Genomic DNA, 19,506 nt, shown 5'->3' with positions numbered 1-19,506 from the left:
GCCTGTTCCTAAAAAGCTAATTGATAATGGTGTAATATCTCAGGTTAAATAAAAAAAATCCCACCAAAAAACCGCAATCTACATATTATCCCATGCCCAATCCCCAATCCAACCTGCTCATCAACCTCTCCTTCCTAATTTCCAAACCAACCGGCTTAGCCATCTACGCCAAAAACCTATTTCCCCACCTAAAATACCTCAACCCAACATTACTAACAGCCGAAAAATTCCCCAATAGCAACTGCTACCAAATCCCCGGCAACCTAACGCCCGAACAAGGCACAAAAGGACACATCAACCGATTGGTGTGGACACAAACCCAACTCCCCAAAATTTACAAACAGCTAAAATCTAACCTGTTATTTTCCCCAATTCCCGAAGCTCCTTTATTTGCCGGTTGCCGCTATATAATTACAGTACATGACTTGATAGCGCTGCGATTTCCCCGCCGCTTCGATCCTCTGACACCTTACCACCGCTATTACATTCCCCAAGTGCTGCGGCAGGCTGAACACGTCATTTGCGACTCGGAAGCAACTGCTAAAGATATCAATAATTTTTGCAATATTCCTACTAATTTAATTACGCCAATTTTCCCCGGATACGATGCCAGTTTTTTCCGTTTTTTAGACTTACCAACAAGCAATTATTTTCTTTATATCGGCCGCCACAATCCTTATAAAAACGTGCAGCGAGTTGTAGCAGCCTTTGCTGCTTTGCATCATAATTCCGAGTACGAATTGTGGATAGCAGGTTCGGAAGACAAACGCTATACCCCGCTACTGAAGGCGCAGGTTCAAGAATTGGGATTGGTCGATCGAGTAAAATTCCTAGATTACCTCCCCGCGGCAGACTTACCCAAAGTCATCAACCAAGCGATCGCCCTGGTTTTCCCCAGTCTTTGGGAAGGATTCGGCCTCCCCGTGCTCGAAGCAATGGCCTGTGGCACTCCTGTCATCACCTCTAACCTGTCTTCAATGCCAGAAGTGGCGGAGGACGGCGCATGGTTAGTCAATCCCTACAGCGTTGAGGAAATTGCCTCTGCTATGCAAGAGCTTGCAGCCGATGCCAAAGTTCGATCGCACTTGCGGGAGCTCGGTTTAGCCAGAGCAAAACAATTTAGCTGGGAAAAAACAGGCTTGGAAACTGCGGCTATTCTCGATCGATATCTTTAACGAAGGAAGTTCGGCAACGGATTGTGTAACGGATGTAACGGATGGAACAAGGAAGTTCGGCAACGGATTGTGTAACGGGTGTAACGGATGGAACAAGGAATAGGGAAGAGGGAAGAAGTCAGTAGGCAGATTTAATGCCGGATGCCCCATGCCCCATGCCCAATTCCCCATTCCCTGACAGCCTGAGTTAGAGACTGTAGGTCCCTTTTACTTGTTGATACCCAACTGATCGCCGCGCTTGTACTGCTGATAAGCAGCAAAAAACAGCCCCGCCAGAGTAACAAAGATTAGACCCAGAACAATACCTGAAAGCAGCGGTTCTACCATGAGAGCTCCTTAACGTTAAGATTTAACAACCTATTTTTAATATTACCAGCACTTACACAGATGAATTTTCCAAAAAGCGCCCTTCCGGGAGTCTCAGACCTTGCTCTCCCCGCTGCGAACGATTAAGCTATGTTATGAGAAATAAATTTTCTTGTAGATACTATTTTTAATTGAACTCCTTTGAATAACCAACTTGCCAGGAATGAAATTAAAAACCCGATCGAGCGACTTGCCATATTTGCGCTAGCGGTGTTGCTTGCCATCATGTTGGCAATTATCACAATACGTCAATTTCAAGTCGCCGATCCTTACGTCAAAAGCGTCCTATCCCTCACGGGCAACCCGTTTCAGGGTTCCGCCATCTTTCAAATGAACTGTGCGGGTTGTCACATCTCCGTTTCAGACAGTCAAGTCGGGCCCAACTTGCACGGAGTTTCCGATCGCAAATCCGAATTGGATCTGATCCGGCAAGTCACCAGCGGGCAAACCCCACCAATGCCCCAGTTTCAACCGAGTCCGCAAGAAATGGCCGACTTGCTGAAGTATCTCGAACAAATTTGACCAAAGAAGGGGAACGGAATTCGTTCCCCTTCTTTGGCTGACACTCGAAACTTTGATCGGCAGACTAAACCAGCAAGTTAAAACTCTGAGCCGATAACTGGCTCGGCTGTACGCCCGTCAGTATAGCCAAAATCTGGTCGCTGTTGGCAATTCCGATCGCCGTCGAGCCATTAGTTTCGGTTAACGACAGTTGATTGAAGTCCAAGCCTCCCACCAACTCGATCGAATCAACTCCTGCAGTGAAGTTGAAAATCGTGTCAATTCCTCCCCCCGCTGACAAGACAAAACCATCGCTGCCACTGCCACCGACGAGAGTATCGCTGCCAATACCACCAAAGAGCAAGTTATCGCCGGTGCCACCAAAGAGCAAATCATCACCGCTGCCCCCAATTAAGGTATTGTTACCGTCGTCGCCGCAGAGAGTGTCATTGCCTTGATCGCCAAAGAGCACATCGTCGCCAGCGCCTCCCAAAATTACGTCATCGGCTTTGCCCCCGTACAATAAGTCATTGCCTTCGTCGCCAGAAAGAGAGTCGTTGCCACGATTGCCAAAAATCGTATCGTTACCGCGATCGCCAAAAATCAGGTCAAACCCTTTGCCACCAAAGAGAGTATCGCTATCGATGCCTCCATAGACAGTATCGTTGGCCGTATTGCCATTGATATAGTCACCGCCCCCTCGACCAAAGATCAAATCATTGCCGCTCAACCCGAAGATAGAGTCACTGCCAGCACTACCCACGATCGTATCGTCCCCGTTAGGGCCATTGATCACATTACCCGCGGTCGGAGTACCTGGTTCAGTGGGAGTAGCTATCCTGGGGAAGTTCTCAGGGCAAACCAAATCTGTCGGTACAGGTTCCGGTGTCGGTGTCGGCGTCGGTACAGGTGCAGGCGTCGGCGTCGTTACAGGTGCAGGTGCAGGCGTCGGCGCAGGTGCAGGTGCAGGCGCAGGTGCAGGCGTCGGCGCAGGTGCAGGCGTCGGCGCAGGTGCAGGCGTCGGCGTCGGTACAGGTGGCAGTGGCACTGGCGGCGGAGTCGGCGTCGGAGTCGGAGTCGGCGTCGGAGTCGGCGTCGGCGGCGGCGGCGCTGGGAAGTTCCCGAAGTTGATGCCCGTAACAATAGCGCCTGAAGTTAGGGCGATGTCGGCAGGGTCGGGTGTGCTTTGGGTAAACCCAGTTTGGTTGACTTCCCTGACGCGGTAGGTTCCCGGCGTTAGGTTCGCGAACAGGTAGTTGCCACTGTTGTCTGTGGTAGTAGTAACAGGAGCAGGAGCAGTTCCAGCTACGACATTGGTTAACTGAATTTGGAAATTGGGTAAACCCGGTTCTCCAGCATCCTGAGTGCCATTGTTGTTGGTGTCTTGGAACTTCAGACCTCGGATCGCCCCCGGTTGGGGCAGGAAGTTGCCGAAGTCAATGCCTGTGATGTTATCCGAGGGATTAACCGTAACGGGAGCGGGGTTAGGGGTCGTCTGCGTCCAGCCGTTTTGCTGGACTTCCCTTACCTGGTAAGTACCTGCAGGTATATCTCGCAGAGTGTAGTTGCCCGCTGCATCAGTGATGGTAGTCGGTTCGCCCTGCTGAAAGATGCCATCGGGAGTGATACTGTCGAGGAATATTTGCCAGTTAGCTAGCCCCAATTCTCCGGCATCCTTAACGCCGTTGTTGTTGAGGTCATTGAATTTTTGACCGCTGATAGTGCTCGACTGGAAGTTGCCGAAGTTGATATTAGCGATATCTTGACCGCTGGTGACAGTGATGTCCGCCGGGTCGGAGGTAGTTTGCGTCCAAGTAGGCTGCAAGACTTCCCGCACCTTATAGGTTCCGGCTGACAAATCGAGGAATTTGTAGTTGCCGGTGGCATCGGTGAGGGTGTTCGGTTCCCCAGTGTCGAGAGTACCGTTATCGTTGGTATCGAGGAAGAATTGCCAGTTGGGTAGTCCTGTTTCTGCTGGCGCATCTTGGATGCCATTTGTGTTGAGGTCATTGAACTTCAGACCGCTAATCGAGTTGGGCTTGAAGTTGCCGAAGTTGTTGTTTTGGGAGTCTGTGCCGCTGGTGACGGCGATCGTAAACGCGCCGGGAACAGTAGGCCTAGCTGGGTTGACGGGGGGTACAGTTTGCGTCCAGCCGGTTTGTGGCACTTCCCGCACTGTATAAGTGCCGGCTGGCAGGTTGGTAAACTGATACTTACCGGCGACATCGGTGACGGTGGCGTTGGTGCCTGTTTCGCCTGGTATTGCATCTTGGCTGCCGCTGTCGTTGGCATCCAAGTAAATTGTCCAGCCTCCTAGCGGTGGTTCTTCTGGCCCATCTTGGATGCCATTTTTGTTGAGGTCATTAAATTTGATCCCGCTGATTTTGCCTAGTTGGAAATTGCCGAAGTTTTGAGCCGTAATGTTTGTGCCGCTGACCGGGTTAATTGGATAAAAAGTCGGGCCGGCGGTTTGTGAGAAACCATCCGGCACGTCTTCTCTCACAAAGTGCCGACCGGAGCCGACGTTGGCAAAGCTATACGTCCCAGGCGCCGCTGGCGCTGTACCGGTAACTTGAGAGGCAATTTCCGTATCACCGCTATCTAAAGTGCTGTTATCGTTAGTATCTTTGAACAAGCGAATGGTAGTGCCGTTGAGGGGGGTGTCGTCAGCAGAGAAGCTATTACCTGTGAGGTCGGTGAATTTGGTGCCGCTAACGGTGATGTTTTGGAAAATGCCGAAGTTTTGACCGGTGACGGGAGTACCGCTTTGGGCGGTAACGGGAAGTGCGGCAGCGGGGAAAGAGATAGTGGAGTTGGCTGGGGCAGTGGCTTGTATCAGGTAATTGCCGGGGCCTATATCCGCGAATGTGTAATCTCCGGCTCCCGCAGTGGTTTGTGGAGTGCCCACAACCGTATCTGTGCCGACTTCTAGCGTGTTGTTGTTGTTGGTGTCTTTGTATAAAGTTACCGTGACGCCGTTTAATGTGGTGTCGGTGCCAAGGTCTAAGACTTTGTTGCCGACGAGATCGGTGTAGGTTTTGCCCGCGATCGATGTCAGTTGGAAATTGCCGAAGTTAGCACCCGTAACATCAGCAGTACCAGTCGTCACCGTTGGTGCTAAAGTCTGCACCCAATCGGTTTGTAACGTTTCTGCGATCGCTGTATTGGCCTTAGTATCCGTGAGAGTGTATTGGCCGAGAGTGGCAGCAACCGCAGATGTTACATTAGTCTTCGTACCTGCGGTAATAGTCCAGCCACCTAGACCTGGTTCAGTTGCCGCGGCACCTTGCAGGCTATCCCCGTTCAGGTCGTTGAATTTCTGACCCACGACCACTGGGCCGTACTCGTAAGCACCGATGTCAACACTAGGTTTGCTGACAAGAGTATTGTCGATTTTCCGAGGGAAACCTGTACCGCGTTGGTCAGTAGTTAAACCGGCCGCTGTTGCGTCGGCGCTGTTGCCACCGCCAATGGCTTGGTTAGTGCTAGTTGTGACCGGGCTGTTATCAACTAGGGCAAGGGTGAAAGGAGCCGGAGCCGTTGCGCCATTCAATCCGGCAGAGCCGACTGGTGCTAATACATTTGTCAAAGCACCGGTTAGTTGCTGAGTCGCTGTAAAACCAGTGCTACTGCCGAGAACCCCAATCAGGTTGTTGTTCCCGGTGAATGTCCCTGTAACATCAGTGTCGGTAGTAGCAACGTTGCCAGCGACGATCGTGTTTTTGACTGTAACTGTACCGCCGTTGTTGTAAATTCCTCCGGCACTAGCAATCAGACTAGGCGGTGTGCCAACTGTGGCGGCTGTTGCAGAGTTATAAGCGATCGTGTTGTTAGTGAGGGTAGCTGTAGCACCTAAGTTGACGAAAATTGCACCACCTGCGGCTGTACCCGCACCTGCGGCAACATTACCAGCATTGCCACCCGTAACTGTGTTGCTATATAAGGTGCTGTTGGTCATGGTCAAAGTGCCACCGCCAACAAAAATCGCGCCACCTAAACCTGCACCGCCGCCGCCAGCAGTAGCACCAGCACCGCCAAAAGTGCCTCCTGCGCTTGCAACATTGCCACTACCGCCACCGCCGCCGAAGCCGCCAATGCCTCCAGCGCCGATAGCACCAAGCACCGCACCTGTACCAGAAGTACCGCCAGCACCACCGCCGCCACCAAAGGCGCCAGCACCGCCAACACCGCCATTGCCACCATTACCTGGAATACCAGTACCAGCAGGACCGCCACCGCCACCGGCACCACCACCACCGCCGCCACTACCGACAACACTACCAGCACCACCAGCACCACCAATGCCACCAGCACCACCGTTTGTGCCGCCAACACCAGTACCGCCAGTGCCACCAATACCGCCAGTACCGCCAGCATTACCAGTACCGCCAGCCTCGCCATCTTCGCCAACCCCACCGGCAGCGCCATTACTTGGTAGACCATTTCTACCATTTCTACCATTTGTCCCTGCTGTGCCTCCAAAGACAGTAGCCAGATCCGCGCTACCACCCTTGCCACCATTGCCCGCCGCACCTGCACCGCCAACGGCAGAGTTATTAGAAAAAGTAACTCTGTCAACTGTGACTGTACCGCTGTTGATAAAAAGGGCGCCACCTAAGCCTGCGGCGCCACCACCACCGGCGGTTCCTGCGTTGCCTACTGCTTGTGCGGAATCAATGGTGAGGTTTGAGATGTTAAATGTTGTGTTATCAACTACAAAGGCACGGTTGTTATTGCCGCTGATCTTGAAACCACCGCCAACAATAGTGGTGGTGTCGGTAATTCTCGGCAATTGCCCTGCGAGGGTAATATCGGCAGTGAGAGTGATCGTGTCAATGCCAGTGTTGATGTTGGCAACATTGATGGCATTTACCAGTCCGTTAAAGTCGCCAGTCCTTTGGTTCAAGTCAGCCAGTACGCCACTGTAAGCTTCCCTCGCCTCAGCCGAAAATGCTAAAGGTGTTTCTATGTTGCCCGTAGTTACTTCGAGTTCCCAATCTCCACCCAAGGCGGCACTACCGGTCAAGTTGTCTGAAGCGGCAATATTTGCCCCCGTGAGCTGGCTCAGCCTTTGGACGAAAGCGACACCTGCTTCTGTGGCGGCGACGTTGCAACCGTAAAGCAGAATTTCGGGTTTAGCTGTAATTGAAGAGTTCGAGTTTGTTTCGGCTGCTGGCAAAGCAAACCATGTTTCTAAATAATTGCGGTAGCTTTCAATGTTGCACAGATTTAGTTCTGTTGCTCCCAGTTGCAAGCTGGCTGCTGCGCCGTGAGACAAAATGTGGACGGCTGCAATGTTTTGCCGCTGTTTCAGTGTTTCGGCAATTTGCTCCATCCCGTCGCGATCGGCTTTGAGAATAACAATTTCTGTATCGGGATTGACCGTTTCTGTTAAACTTTCACAATCTTTAACTTGTGAATCTGCAAAAACTATCTGGTGTTTCCGTTCTTTATAGGGTTCCACGTTCAAATTCTCCTGGTACACACACACATCAAATTCATATCACAAACCAACCGCAGCAGCGATCGAGCTTTCCCGCTGAGTGCGGATGAGAGTCGTTGGCGAAGCTTGCAGAAGAGGATCGCTCCTAATTTCACCTAACCTAACTTTCACCTAAATTGAATATTGACAAAAACTTTTTTTTATGCTGCCCTGCCATAACTGAGTTAGTTTGATTGTTTAGAAGTTTTATAGGGGGATATTGTTCCGGCTGTTACAACAATGTTGGAGAAGACTTGCGCGCTGTTTATTGATATGCCAGAGATGGAGAAAAAACCAGATTTTATAAAAATTGTCAATCCAATAGTTAATTGATGGCGATCGATATTTGTTAATCAACAGTCATCAGTCACGATTATTAGCTGTAAGCTGGTGTTATTTGGTAGTTGTTCCCTGCTGAATGATCGGTATGTGCGATCCTCTTCTGCAAGCTTCGCTAACGAACAACCGCCATTAAATTGCTTTGTAGGGAGGAATGCAACAAGTCCTCTGAGTTTTATGAAGGCTTGCATTCCTCACTAGAACCTTGATAACGGTTATTTTACAGGAAGAGATAGGCTGACTCATGACTAACATTACTTGAGACTATTAGGCTCAATAAATCGGGTCGAAAAAAATATGCGTGTCAGTCCAGAATATTAGGAATGAGAATTAAATAACTTAGAATTTTGATGGTTCTTGTGGGATGGGCGTCCCGCCCGCCCTTTCTGGACGGGCGGGACGCCCATCCCACTTTCAAGAGTGTAAATTATTTAATTCGCGATCCTTAGCTGATCTTCCAGGTTGGTGCGTCCCAGACTCACTAATTACCAAGTTTCTTCATCGGGATTATTGGAATTGCTCCAGATTTCTACATCCAAATCATTGAGATAAATCAGAGCCGTTTCAATCTGTTTACTTGTACCGTTAAGTTCCAGATCAAACCAACCGTCATCTAAAGTTTTGACACCCAACAAAGCGGCATTAAAATTTACCGTCAAACCGTATTCAGAAATCAGGTTAGAGATTACAGGTTCCTGATGGTATTCTTTAGGAACACGAATGCGAATGCGGGTTTGAGTTGGTCTGCTGTCGCCAATCTCAGATTTGGGAATATCTGATTCTTGGGTTTTGTGAAAATTGTCGATCGGCTCAAATTGAGATTCGCTAGTGTTGTGAGCTAACATTTGGGACTCCTAATTTTTGTTTCAGTTTACATTTTGTACCAATATCTTGTAGGGTGCGTCGCTGCGAGATTTTCGAGCTTCCCACTAGATTGTCGATAGCGCCGCACCTTACTAATGAGTGGTTTGAGGGATGAAGTTCACAGCGCGCACCCTAATGACTAATGACTAATGACTGATGACTAATGACTAATGACTATTCTTCAACTTCTTTAATCCTAGTTTTTCGTTCTAAAATCTCCTTAAGCACGAGAGTAACAACTGCTAAAAGACCGAGAACTACCGCAGCCGAAAATGCGGCTTGCGTCGCGTACTGCTTGTAAGCATCCTCTACAAACAAAGGCAAAGTTTGTGTTTTTTTAGCAATATTTCCCGACACCACAGAGACGGCTCCAAATTCTCCCATTGCTCTAGCATTGGTCAAAATTACTCCGTAAAGCAATCCCCAGCGAATACTGGGAAGCGTGACATTCCAGAAAATTTGCCAGTCATTTGCTCCCAAAGTTTTCGCCGCCTCTTCTTGATCTGTTCCGACTTCTTCCAAAACAGGAATTACTTCGCGGGCCACAAAAGGCAAGGTAACAAAAGCAGTCGCTAGCACCATTCCAGGGAAGGCAAAAATAACCCTGATATTTGCCGCCTCCAGCCACGGCCCGAACCATCCCAGCCGACCGTAAAGCAGTACAATCATTAAACCTGCAACTACGGGAGAGATGGCAAAAGGCACGTCTAAAAGGCTGATTAATAGCGTGCGCCCCCGAAATTTATTGCGGCCAATTACCCAGGCTGCACACAAACCGAATACTGTATTTATTGGCACAACTATCAGAGAAATTATCAGGGTTAGTTGCGCTGCGTGCAGAAAATCTGGTGAGGTTAAGTTAGAAAAAAATGGCTCAAATCCCTTTCTGAAAGCTTGATAAAAAACGTTGAGAGTGGGGATAAATAAGACAAGAGCGAGATAGCCGATCGCAATTCCGATTAAAGTTGGTTTTACCCAAGCTTTTTCCTGGCTCCGACTAGAACCTGCGGGCGGACTTTTGTAACCAGCGGGTGAATTGATATTAGTCGTCATAGCGTCTTCTCCATGCTTGTAAGAGATTAATGGCGAACAACATTGCCAGGGAAATACCTAACATGACAGTGCCGATAACTGTTGCTCCTGCATAGTCGTACTGTTCCAATCTTTGAAAAATTAATACGGGCGCGATTAAATCTTTGAACGGTATGTTAGAAGCTACAATTACAGTAGAGCCGTACTCGCCTACCGCTCGCGAAAAGCCGAGTGCTACTCCGGTTAAAATAGACGGAAATAACGGCGGTAAAACTACTCGCCAGAAGGTTTCAAATTGAGAAGCACCTAAACACCAAGCTGCTTCTTCGATCTCTTTTTCCATCTCGTTTAAAACTGGCTGTACGGTTCTAACGATAAATGGCAAGGAAATAAATATCATCGCTATACCTACGCCTAAGCGAGTAAACGATATCTTGATTCCCAAAGGTGCAAAAAACCAACCAATCCAGCCGTTATCGCTGTAAACTGTGGCGAGGGTTAAACCTGCGACGGAGGTAGGGAGCGCAAAGGGTAAATCGACGATTGCATCTATAATCCGTTTTAAGGGAAAGTCGTAGCGGACTAATACCCAGGCAATTAATGTGCCGAAGACTCCGTTAATTAATGCCGCAATTAATGCCGTAAAGAAGGTGACATCGTAGGCGGAAAGGGCGATGGGACTGGTGGCAATTTTCCAAAATTCGGCGGGGTTTGCTGTGCTGGCTTTCAGCAGCAATGCTGAAACTGGGAGCAATAGCATTAAGCTGAGGTAGCCTAGGGTGATTCCCCAAGGTAATGTGATTTTGCCGATCGCCCTTTTGATATTTTCGATCGGAGATTGAGGGTTACTGATTGCAGATGATTCAGCCATAAGTGAATAGTTTTGAGTTGGAAAGAATAATTGCGATCGGGGGCTGGTTTTACCAAAAATAATTGCCTAAAACCAATCATCTGGTAAACCCTGGCTCATTAGATAGATGTAGGGTGCGGATCCATCCTACAATCGGCAAGGCGCGATCGAATATCTAGGAGCGACGCACCATACCAGATACGGGTTTTACCAATAATAATTGCCTAAAACCAATCATTTCGTAAACCCGCCCCGGCCACTACTGTCTAATTGAACCTTGAATTTTGTCAAAAATAGCTCCGTCATCGAAGAATTTCTGCTGAATATCTCCCCAACCTCCTAAGTCTTGAGCTGTAAATAGGGTTTTGATGGGGGGATATTTTTGGGCAAATTCCGGTTCCGCCGCTACTGTCGCATCTACTGGGCGGAAGCCTGCTTTGGCAAATTCTCGCTGAGCTTCTGGGGTGTACAGAAATTTGACAAATGCTTCGGCGACTTCGCGATTACCGTGTTTATCAACGTTTTTATCGATAATGGCAATGGGATTGTCGATCGACACATTCACGTCTGGAATAGTATAAGTCGGTTTTTCGCCTTTCTCACCAGCCAAAATAATCTCGTTTTCGTAATTAATTAAGGCGTCGCCTTGGCCTTGTTTGAAAAATACGTCGGTGGCTTCGCGGGCATCTTTAGTCAGGATGGGGACGTTTTTGTAGACTTTAGTAGTCAAGTCTAATGCTTTGGTTTCGTCTCCTCCGGTTTTAACAACCGAGCCCCAAAGTGCGAGGAAATTCCAGCGGGCCACGCCTGATGTTTTGGGATCGGCAGTAATCACTTTTACTCCGTCTTTGCTTAAATCTTCCCAGGTTTTGACGCCTTTGGGATTGCCTTCGCGGGTGACTATTGCTGCTACGGATTTGCTGACTATGCCTTCGTTGGGGACTTCTTTTTCCCATCCAGGCTCAATTAGTCCGGCTTTTTCGATTCTTTGAGTGTCGAAGGCGAGGGCTAGGTGTACGATGTCTGCTTCTAAACCGTCAATTACGGCGCGAGTTTGGGAACCGGAACCGCCGTAGCTTTGGTTGAAGGTGACGGTTTGGCCTTTTTCTTTTTGCCATTGTTCTACGAATTTGGGAATTATGGCTTCGTGGGCGACTTTGGTGACTGCGAAGGATACTAGGGTTAATTCTACGTTGCCTTTGGTGGTGCCCTGGCTGCAGGATGCAACGGTCAGACTTAAAGTTATTCCCACTACAAATAGCGATACAAATCTTTTCAGCGCCGTCAATGATTTATTTGTGCTGGCTGGTGGCTGTTTTGGCCAGTGAAGGTGTTGAGTTAGGCGTTGCCACGGGCTCATTATATTTGTTCCTCTAGATAAAGTACGGTTATTAGGTCGGAATACCGTAATTAGGGTGGTGAAGTACGATTATAGACAAGAGCGAGTCAAAAGGCAACAAAAAAAACAAATTGGGGGAACTCAGGGTCGATCGCATATCCTGAAGTCTTTTCCGTCGGTGCTTTGGATTCAGATTCGGGGTAAAATGTAAAGTGTATAAATACTCTGATTGAGTTAAGGTGCTAAACTTGCGCGGCAGCACGATACGCCTTCTAGATACGTTGACAAGCGAATTTCAAAGGTGGTATCCGCCACGTGATTTATCCGTGGAATCAATCCAAAATCTAAAATCTAAAATCCTCAAGCCCCCGAATTTATCCGTGGGGTCAATCTAAAATCTAAAATCTAAAATCTAAAATCGAATGACCGATCGCCCAAATGTAGGGCTCATGCCAAGATCCCCCGCCCCATCGAGATATGCCTGAGCGAAAGCATCCAGGATACAAGCCCCCGGATTCATCCGTCCAGAAATAAAAAACCTGTATCCGATAAACTTGCCCCCGAATTTATCCGTGGGGTCATGCTTCAATTCTAAAATCTAAAATCTAAAATCTAAAATCTAAAATCGATTGACTCGCGCGATCGCCCTTAAGTAAGAAAAAGTTTTAACTGGTATGTCCTTACCCCGCCCAGTCTCAGACACCCTAATTGAACTGTTGAAGCCTGTAGCCTCGGAATTGGGAGAAAGATTGGGAGCAAGCGCTGTCAACGAACGCTATGCCGAAATTGAGCCCTCTGGTTCTTCAGCTTTGAACCAGCAAATCAAAAAAGACCCCCGCTGGATTAAAGCACAAGTGAGATATTTGCAGCGGCAGCAGGCCAGAGAACAAGAATTAATCGCGATCGCCAGCGCAGAAGAAAGGGTAAAGGAAGAACGGGCTAATCGAATTAAGGCACAAGAAGTAAGAGATAAGCGGGCAATTAGCCGACTTTGCCGCGACTTAATGCGGGAGTTTCAATCAGAAGCAATTCGAGTTAAGCTGAGCCAAATTCAAACTCTTTGGGACAAGGACAACTGGTTTTCTAATTTGAGCAGGCAGGAAACTGAACAGATTTTGCAGCAGCAGCAGCACCGATTGCTGCTGTTAGTTGCTCCCGCAAAAATTAGCCAAGATTGCCCTGATTCGTTTCGCCACAATCTGAATATCGAGCTGCCGGCTAAGTTAAGAGCTTTTTTGAACCAGCACTACCCCCCGCACGGAGATTTGTGCCCGGTTCAGTTTTACGGAGACTATTTCAAAAAATCGATTTCCGATATTGATGTGGAGCGGTTGCAGACTGTGTTGTCTCCCGTCCCTACAGCTATACTGTACAGCGATATCAGCGATTATGAAGTTAATTTTCATGTTGGTTTTTGGGGAGTCATCAATCAGAGCGTTTCTCTAGTAGCGATGCAGCCTTGGAATTGGGAAGAGGTTTATCAACAGTTGGAGGCAGAGGGAAAAGATAGAAAGCTGAGCCTGCGGATTATTCGGCAAATAATTGTGACTATTCACAAGTTATTGGCGGCTTTTTTAGCGGATTTGTATTATTTAAATATCGATTTTACTCACGAACCTCAGTTATTTACATTAGAGGCGGAATTTGCTCAGGAATGGTTTTCTAAAGATTGGGCAAAACCGTATATTGAAACTCTTAAAGAAATTCAGGAGCAGCAGCGAATAGTCTCTAAGGGAGAGATGCGCCGGCTGGCGCTGCGAGAGGCGAAAGCTAGGGCGGAACGCCAGCGTTTGGAGGAGGCTGAACTCAAACGCAGAGAGGAAGCTGAGGCTGCAGCTAAGCGGGTGAAGGAATTAGCTCACAAATTAAAACATCAGAAATGGCGGTGTGTATATACGCTGCCGGGACATTCATCGTTTGTGAATTCTCTGGCGATTAGCCCTGACGGCAAAATTTTGGCTAGCGGTAGTTGGGATAAAACTATTAAGATTTGGGATTTAGAAACCACGGAATTAATTGGCACTCTGACGGGACATTCCGATCGCGTAAATTCGGTTGCTATTAGCTATGACGGAAAAATGTTGGTCAGCGGCAGTTCGGACGAAACAATTAAGTTTTGGAATTTGCACAACGGTGATTTGCTGTGTACTTTTCCGGGACATTCTATGGAGGTGAATTCGGTGGCGATTAACCCGAAGGGCCTGGTAATTGCTAGCTGCGGCGGGGCTGATAATACGATTAAGCTGTGGAATTTGCGGAGTGGTGAGTTGCTGCGGACTTTGAAGGGTCATTCTGACAATGTGAATGCGGTGGTTTTTAGCCCGGACGGTAAAATATTGGCGAGTGGCAGTTCGGATGCGACGAGCAAGGTTTGGGATGTGGAAAGCGGTAAGTTGCTGCGGACTCTTTCGGGGTTGAATGTTGGGGTGAATTCTGTGGCGATCGCGCCCGACGGTCAGATTCTTGCTAGCGTGAGCAATGATTATACGATTAAGCTGCGGAATTTGCAGACGGGGAGTTTGTTGCGGATTTTAAATACTAATTCTGGGAGGGGAAAGGGTGTAACGAATTTAGGAACGAATGAGGCGGTGCATATTTTGCAGAATTATGTGAGTCGGGGCGAGTCGGTTGCTATCAGTGGGGACGGTTTGACTTTGGCTAGCGGGTGCGATGATAATACGATTAATATTTGGAATTTGCAGACGGGGGAGTTGTTGACCACTCTTAAAGGACATTCGGGTACGGTGTATTCGGTGGCGATCGCACCTTCGGGCAATTTGCTCGCCAGCGGCAGTGCGGATCAGACGATTAAGATTTGGCGCTGCGATTAGTTAATTGGCAGTGGGCTGTGGGCAGCGGGCAGACAATTCCGGTTTTGCCCTTACGGGGAGGGGTTTTGAGCGAATTTGAAAAAAAAAGTTGGCTGGGGGGGTTGCGCTAATGACTATAAGTTTGCTATATTAAGTTTCACTGCTGGTGTAACTCAGTTGGTAGAGTAGCTGATTTGTAATCAGCCTGTCGCAGGTTCAAATCCTGTCACCAGCTTTACTCTAAATTCTCTAAATGTTTGTATCTTAAATCCCCGACTTCTTGGAGAAGTCGGGGATTTTGGTATTCTGTTTTTTAAGAAATCAGGAGACTGCACGTGCTGTTTCCCTACAATATTACAATATTATTTTGGGGTAGGGACACCGCACTGTGCCCAAGGCGTGTCAACTTAAGCTGTCAGCCAGCCCAGCCCGTTAGTCAGCCCGCGAGTCCGCCAGGGAATGAATTCCCTGTCTAATAGCGAAAGTCCTCTTAAGAGGACTAAGCTGTTCTGCATTTAAATTGTCTGTCAAAAAACAATCTAACTCTTGTGGGGAGTAGGGGTTGGGCGTCCCGCCCGCCCTGAATATGCAATTTAAAGGCGCGACAGCTTAATGAGTTCTTCAGTCCTCTTAAGAGGACTTTCGCTTTGAGACAGGGGTTGAAACCCCTGTCGGACTTTCGGGCTGACCTTAAGTTGACATCTATGAGCATTGCAGTGTCCTCGGTATCATTCCGGTGCAACCGGAATTGATATCACACAGGGTGCGGCGGCTTTTTTCAACCATTCAATTGTTGCTGCATCAAGTACGGGTTCCAGTTTCTCGACTACCGAAGCGTGATAATTATTCAACCATGCGAGTTGAGTCTTTGACAGCCGATCGACATTTATTAATTTGCGCTCAAACGGAATATACGTCAGCGGTTCAAATCCGTACCAAACAGTACCATTTTTTGATGGCATTTCCCTGACAACATAGAGATTTTCGAGGCGAATTCCGCCCCATCCCGGTTCGTAATATCCCGGTTCGATGCTCGTTACCATTCCGGCTTCTAGGGGATATTGTACCGATTTGCTGATGCCATTGGGCCCTTCGTGGCCTGCTAAAAACGCGCCGACTCCGTGCCCGGTGCCATGTCCGTAGTCTAGCTGTTCTTGCCATAATACCGCACGGGCGATCGCATCTAATTGCGCTCCCGTTGTTCCTTTGGGAAATTGCTGCATTGCACAGTTGATGTGCGCGATTAAAACTGTGGTGTAGTGTTCTATTTGTAGCGCCGTCGGTTCTCCGATACTTATTGTTCTCGTATCGTCGGTTGTACCTGCTAAATATTGCGCGCCTGAGTCCAATAACAGCAGTTCCCCTGGTTTTAACGTTATTTCTGGGCTGGGGGTTCCGTAATGTACGATCGAGCTATTGGCTCCCGCACCGGCGATCGTTCTAAAAGTTAAAGTCTGAAAATCAGTTTCTTCCTGATAAAATCTTTCGATGCTTTCTTTGACATCAAACTCAGTCAATACGTTACCATTTTCTAGCTGTTCTGTCAACCACTTTAAAGCCAAAGTTTTCGCTCGGCTTGCTTTGAAATTGGCTGATTTCATCTGCTCAATTTCTACGGGATTTTTGCGAGCTTTCATCCCTTCTACCGGATGAGCCTCAAAAACTATTTCGATGTTGTAAAACTGCGCTTGTTGATGGTTTAATATTAACTGGTACGTGCCTGCTGTGCTGTGTTTCGGGTCTAAAAGTACCCGAACTTTATGTGGCAAATTTACGCAAGTTTCTAATGTATGCGGATAGTCTGCGTAGGGAAGCAAAGTTACATCCGCCCGCAATTCTTGCTTGATTTCTAGCGAAATTCGTTCGGGATTTGTAAACAAAAACGCTGAATCTGTGGTGACAATGGCATAGGATATGAAAATGGGGATGTGGGGAATATCCGAGCCTCGGAGATTGAACAGCCACGCTATTTGATTCAGGTTGGTAATCGGAAGCACATCGATATTGGCTTTTTGCATCGCTTCCCTGACTCTGGCTAATTTTTCGGCGGCGGTTTCTCCTGTCAGGGATGCAGGTAAGCTAAATATGGGTTCTGCATCAATCGCGGGTAAAGTCTCTGCTGTTTGCCAAGGAGTTTGCGATCGCACTTTGTCTGTCAAATTCTCCCGGATTGGTATGAGATCAATCTCCGCAGTGGCAAATTTTTTCACCCAATTTTGATATTGCTCTGTCGCTACGGTAAATGGGTCAAAACCCATGCGAATTTTTCTTGATTTTTCAGCAGATTCTACAGCCAGTTTTTCTAAAGTTTCAATTAAGGTTAAATTTCCTTCTAAGCCGAGTTTCGATATTTGAATAATTCCAGTATCGACTTGCAATTCGGCTTGTTCGTAATAGCGGGAATCCACAAACAACCAAGCGGAATCTTTGCCAACCAACAAATCACCGGCGGAACCCGTAAAACCGCACATCCAAGCCCGCCGTTGCTTGGCGGCTGGAACTGATAAATTTAAATGTTCGTCAACCGCTGGGATGTAATAGCAATCTAAGTCGTAATCGGCCATCAAATCGCGCAAGTCTGCCAGTTTTGCAGCGGATGTATCTTGAAGATTTGTATTTGCTTTTAAGTTAGTGGCAACCATTTTTAAATTTCCTATTTTACTTGTTTAAAATTGTCTTCAAACCTTTAACTAATCTCCTAATACCAGCGGTGGCGGTTGCTTTTTCCAAAGCACCGTAAGCAACCCGCAAATAGCAGCCGCTATCCATGCCGAAAGTTGTACCGGGAAGCACTGCTACGCGATATTCGCGAATTAATTTTTCTACTAATTCCATTGTATCAATTTCAGTATCAAGTTTCAAGAAAAAGTAGAATGCTCCGCAGGCTGGGGAAATTGTACACAAGTGTTGGATGGTATTGAGTTCGTCTAATACGAGTTGGCGCACAGATGCGATCGCCCTTACATAATTATCGCAGTAACCTCTACCAACTTGCAAGGCTCCCAGGGCTGCATACTGAGAAATTACGGGCGGACAAATTAAGATGGTATCTTGAATCTTTCTCACAGAAACGAGCAAGTGTTCTGGTATTACCATATACCCGATCCGCCAACTCGCAAAACCGTAGGCTTTGGAGAGGCTAAACAGAGAAATTGTATGTTCGCTGCTGTTGGGAAAAGCGGCGGGCGAACAGTGTTTGACGCCGTTATAAGTAAAATATTCATAAGCTTCATCGCTGATGTGATAGATGTTGTGCTGGCGACAAATTTCGTTAACTTCTCGGAGTGCTTCGGCTGAATAAACAACACCAGTAGGATTATTTGGTGAAATGGTAACTATGGCTCGCGTTTTGTCGGTAATTGCTTTTTTTATAGCATCGATATTAAGTTGATAGTTTGCGTCGGTTTCTACTATCACTGGTCGGCAATTTGCCATAATAGCCGCCATTTCGTGATTGAAGTAATAAGGTGATTGGATAATAACTTCGTCTCCCGCAGAAGTGATGGCGAGAATAGCGTTGGTAAATCCCATGTTGCTGCCGGCGGTAACGACAATGCAGTTTTTGCTATTAATTTCTATGTCGTTATCGGTTTTGAGTTTAGCGGCGATTGCATCCTGTAATTGTGGAATTCCTTCCACGGCTTTGTATTTGTGATTTTCGGGATTTGCAAAGAATTCGGGGATTTTTTCAAATGATTCTTGTGGCGGATTGTAGTAAACTACGCCTTGTCCTAATGATATCGTTCCCGGATTTTGGCGAATCAGTTCGCCAACTACTGGAATTATGGGCGACTGCACCGATTGCATTCGAGTGGGGTAATTTTTCATATAATATTTGTTTCTTGGGTCGTTAAGTAGATTGACAAAACTTACAGATTAGAACCCCGAATTATTCGATAAGTCGGGGTTTTGGGTATTTTTTGTGTGGGAAATTATTTAAGGATTTACGCGATCGCAAATCCAGTAAATTGCCGTACATAAGGCGCTCGAAATCCCAACACAATATCTGTTTTAGGGACTCCAAATTCTAGAAATTGATTGGCAATTCCTGCTTCCGTAAAATCGCGCTGAATCCAAATTTTTCCATCTTTGATATCAACATGAATCGGACATCCATGAATTCGTTCTTCATCCCGCCATCCTACATACAACAATAAATAGCGGTCGCGTTCCGTATCGAAAACAATTTCAGTGGTTTCTACATCTTGCTCCGACTGCTCTGTCGCGTGTTGATGTATGACTTTCTGAACTAACTGGCGATAATCTAATCTTTCCATAATGTTATCTCCTGTCCCTTCACATGAAAAACCAGCATCTTTATTTGATATCGTTCTAACACAGTTTGAATAAACGAGTCTGTAAAAAAATCTTGATAGATATCTGTAGGCACTGCCAAATACAGCACTCGTTCTGATTCCAATTTTTCCAATGCTACTCGATAATTAAGAAATTGACCAACAGCCGTATGGAATTCTGACAGCGCCGACAAGCCCACAAAACTTTTTACTTCGACTGCTATTTTTTGCCTCCCCTTTTCGGCAGAAAGTAATTTCTCTCCTCCCAAATCAATCTGCATTTTTACTTGAGAAGTTACTTTTAGAAATAGAGGATCGTGAGTAATTGTCCATCCATCTTTCTCCAAAGCCGCACGTACTGTGTTGTGAAAGATATCTTTGGCTGACATGATTTAAAAAACTGTTTTACTATATTCAAAAAGTATCTATTGCGATAATTATAACTTAGCAAGT

Annotated in this window: 13 protein-coding genes and 1 tRNA gene; 4 read left to right on the top strand and 10 right to left on the bottom strand. The window is 47.2% G+C overall.

The window, feature by feature from the left end; all coding sequences use genetic code 11:
- The first annotated feature begins 92 nt into the window (after positions 1-92).
- Complete coding sequence (locus QUB26_RS01315) at positions 93-1,175, top strand: glycosyltransferase family 1 protein (RefSeq protein ID WP_333316222.1); 1,083 nt, start codon at positions 93-95, stop codon at positions 1,173-1,175.
- Between the two features lie 207 nt (positions 1,176-1,382).
- Here the strand turns inward: QUB26_RS01315 and petG are convergent, their stop codons facing one another.
- Complete coding sequence (petG, locus tag QUB26_RS01310; RefSeq protein WP_006632329.1) at positions 1,383-1,502, bottom strand: cytochrome b6-f complex subunit V; 120 nt, start codon at positions 1,500-1,502, stop codon at positions 1,383-1,385.
- 180 nt (positions 1,503-1,682) lie between these two features.
- On the opposite strand from petG, the gene QUB26_RS01305 reads away from it, so the two are divergent.
- Positions 1,683-2,063 carry a cytochrome c gene (locus tag QUB26_RS01305; RefSeq protein ID WP_333205447.1) on the top strand — a complete coding sequence of 127 codons (381 nt, stop codon included), beginning with the start codon at positions 1,683-1,685 and terminating at the stop codon, positions 2,061-2,063.
- A 64-nt stretch (positions 2,064-2,127) separates the two neighbouring features.
- Here the strand turns inward: QUB26_RS01305 and QUB26_RS01300 are convergent, their stop codons facing one another.
- The 5 genes from QUB26_RS01300 to QUB26_RS01280 form a co-directional block, all read right to left on the bottom strand.
- Entirely contained in the window at positions 2,128-7,506 is a 5,379-nt protein-coding gene (locus tag QUB26_RS01300) for a DUF4347 domain-containing protein (RefSeq protein WP_333316220.1), read from the bottom strand.
- An 842-nt stretch (positions 7,507-8,348) separates the two neighbouring features.
- Complete coding sequence (locus tag QUB26_RS01295) at positions 8,349-8,708, bottom strand: NIL domain-containing protein (RefSeq protein ID WP_333057940.1); 360 nt, start codon at positions 8,706-8,708, stop codon at positions 8,349-8,351.
- A 193-nt stretch (positions 8,709-8,901) separates the two neighbouring features.
- Positions 8,902-9,780, bottom strand: coding sequence for a sulfate ABC transporter permease subunit CysW (cysW, locus tag QUB26_RS01290; RefSeq protein WP_333057939.1), 879 nt, complete (start codon positions 9,778-9,780; stop codon positions 8,902-8,904).
- Positions 9,770-10,630 carry a sulfate ABC transporter permease subunit CysT gene (gene cysT, locus QUB26_RS01285; RefSeq protein ID WP_333240557.1) on the bottom strand — a complete coding sequence of 287 codons (861 nt, stop codon included), beginning with the start codon at positions 10,628-10,630 and terminating at the stop codon, positions 9,770-9,772. The genes cysW and cysT overlap by 11 nt, the downstream gene beginning before the upstream one ends.
- 238 nt (positions 10,631-10,868) lie before the next feature.
- On the bottom strand, positions 10,869-11,969 hold the full coding sequence (locus QUB26_RS01280) for a sulfate ABC transporter substrate-binding protein (protein ID WP_333240554.1): 1,101 nt from the start codon (positions 11,967-11,969) through the stop codon (positions 10,869-10,871).
- A gap of 653 nt (positions 11,970-12,622) precedes the next feature.
- Here QUB26_RS01280 and QUB26_RS01275 point away from each other — a divergent pair.
- Both QUB26_RS01275 and QUB26_RS01270 read left to right on the top strand, forming a co-directional pair.
- Positions 12,623-14,779, top strand: coding sequence for a WD40 domain-containing protein (locus tag QUB26_RS01275; protein WP_333316217.1), 2,157 nt, complete (start codon positions 12,623-12,625; stop codon positions 14,777-14,779).
- A gap of 141 nt (positions 14,780-14,920) precedes the next feature.
- Positions 14,921-14,993 (top strand) — tRNA-Thr (locus QUB26_RS01270).
- 493 nt (positions 14,994-15,486) lie between these two features.
- On the opposite strand, the gene QUB26_RS01265 is transcribed toward QUB26_RS01270, so the two are convergent.
- The 4 genes from QUB26_RS01265 to QUB26_RS01250 all read right to left on the bottom strand — a co-directional run bounded on the left by QUB26_RS01265 (position 15,487) and on the right by QUB26_RS01250 (position 19,442).
- Entirely contained in the window at positions 15,487-17,400 is a 1,914-nt protein-coding gene (locus QUB26_RS01265; protein WP_333316215.1) for an aminopeptidase P family protein, read from the bottom strand.
- A gap of 16 nt (positions 17,401-17,416) precedes the next feature.
- Positions 17,417-18,586, bottom strand: a complete 1,170-nt coding sequence (locus QUB26_RS01260) for a pyridoxal phosphate-dependent aminotransferase (RefSeq protein ID WP_333316214.1) — start codon at positions 18,584-18,586, stop codon at positions 17,417-17,419.
- Between the two features lie 116 nt (positions 18,587-18,702).
- Positions 18,703-19,035, bottom strand: a complete 333-nt coding sequence (locus tag QUB26_RS01255; RefSeq protein ID WP_015174218.1) for a XisI protein — start codon at positions 19,033-19,035, stop codon at positions 18,703-18,705.
- Positions 19,023-19,442 (bottom strand): XisH family protein, encoded by a 420-nt coding sequence (locus QUB26_RS01250; RefSeq protein ID WP_333240538.1) that lies wholly within the window; start codon positions 19,440-19,442, stop codon positions 19,023-19,025. Before QUB26_RS01250 ends, QUB26_RS01255 begins: the two co-directional genes overlap by 13 nt.
- Positions 19,443-19,506: the final 64 nt, after the last annotated feature.

Source organism: Microcoleus sp. B4-C1, assembly GCF_036705285.1.
Classification (GTDB): Bacteria; Cyanobacteriota; Cyanobacteriia; order Cyanobacteriales; family Microcoleaceae; genus Microcoleus.
The sequence above is the reverse complement of the archived record's forward strand: the minus strand, read 5'-3'. Positions and strand labels throughout refer to the sequence as shown.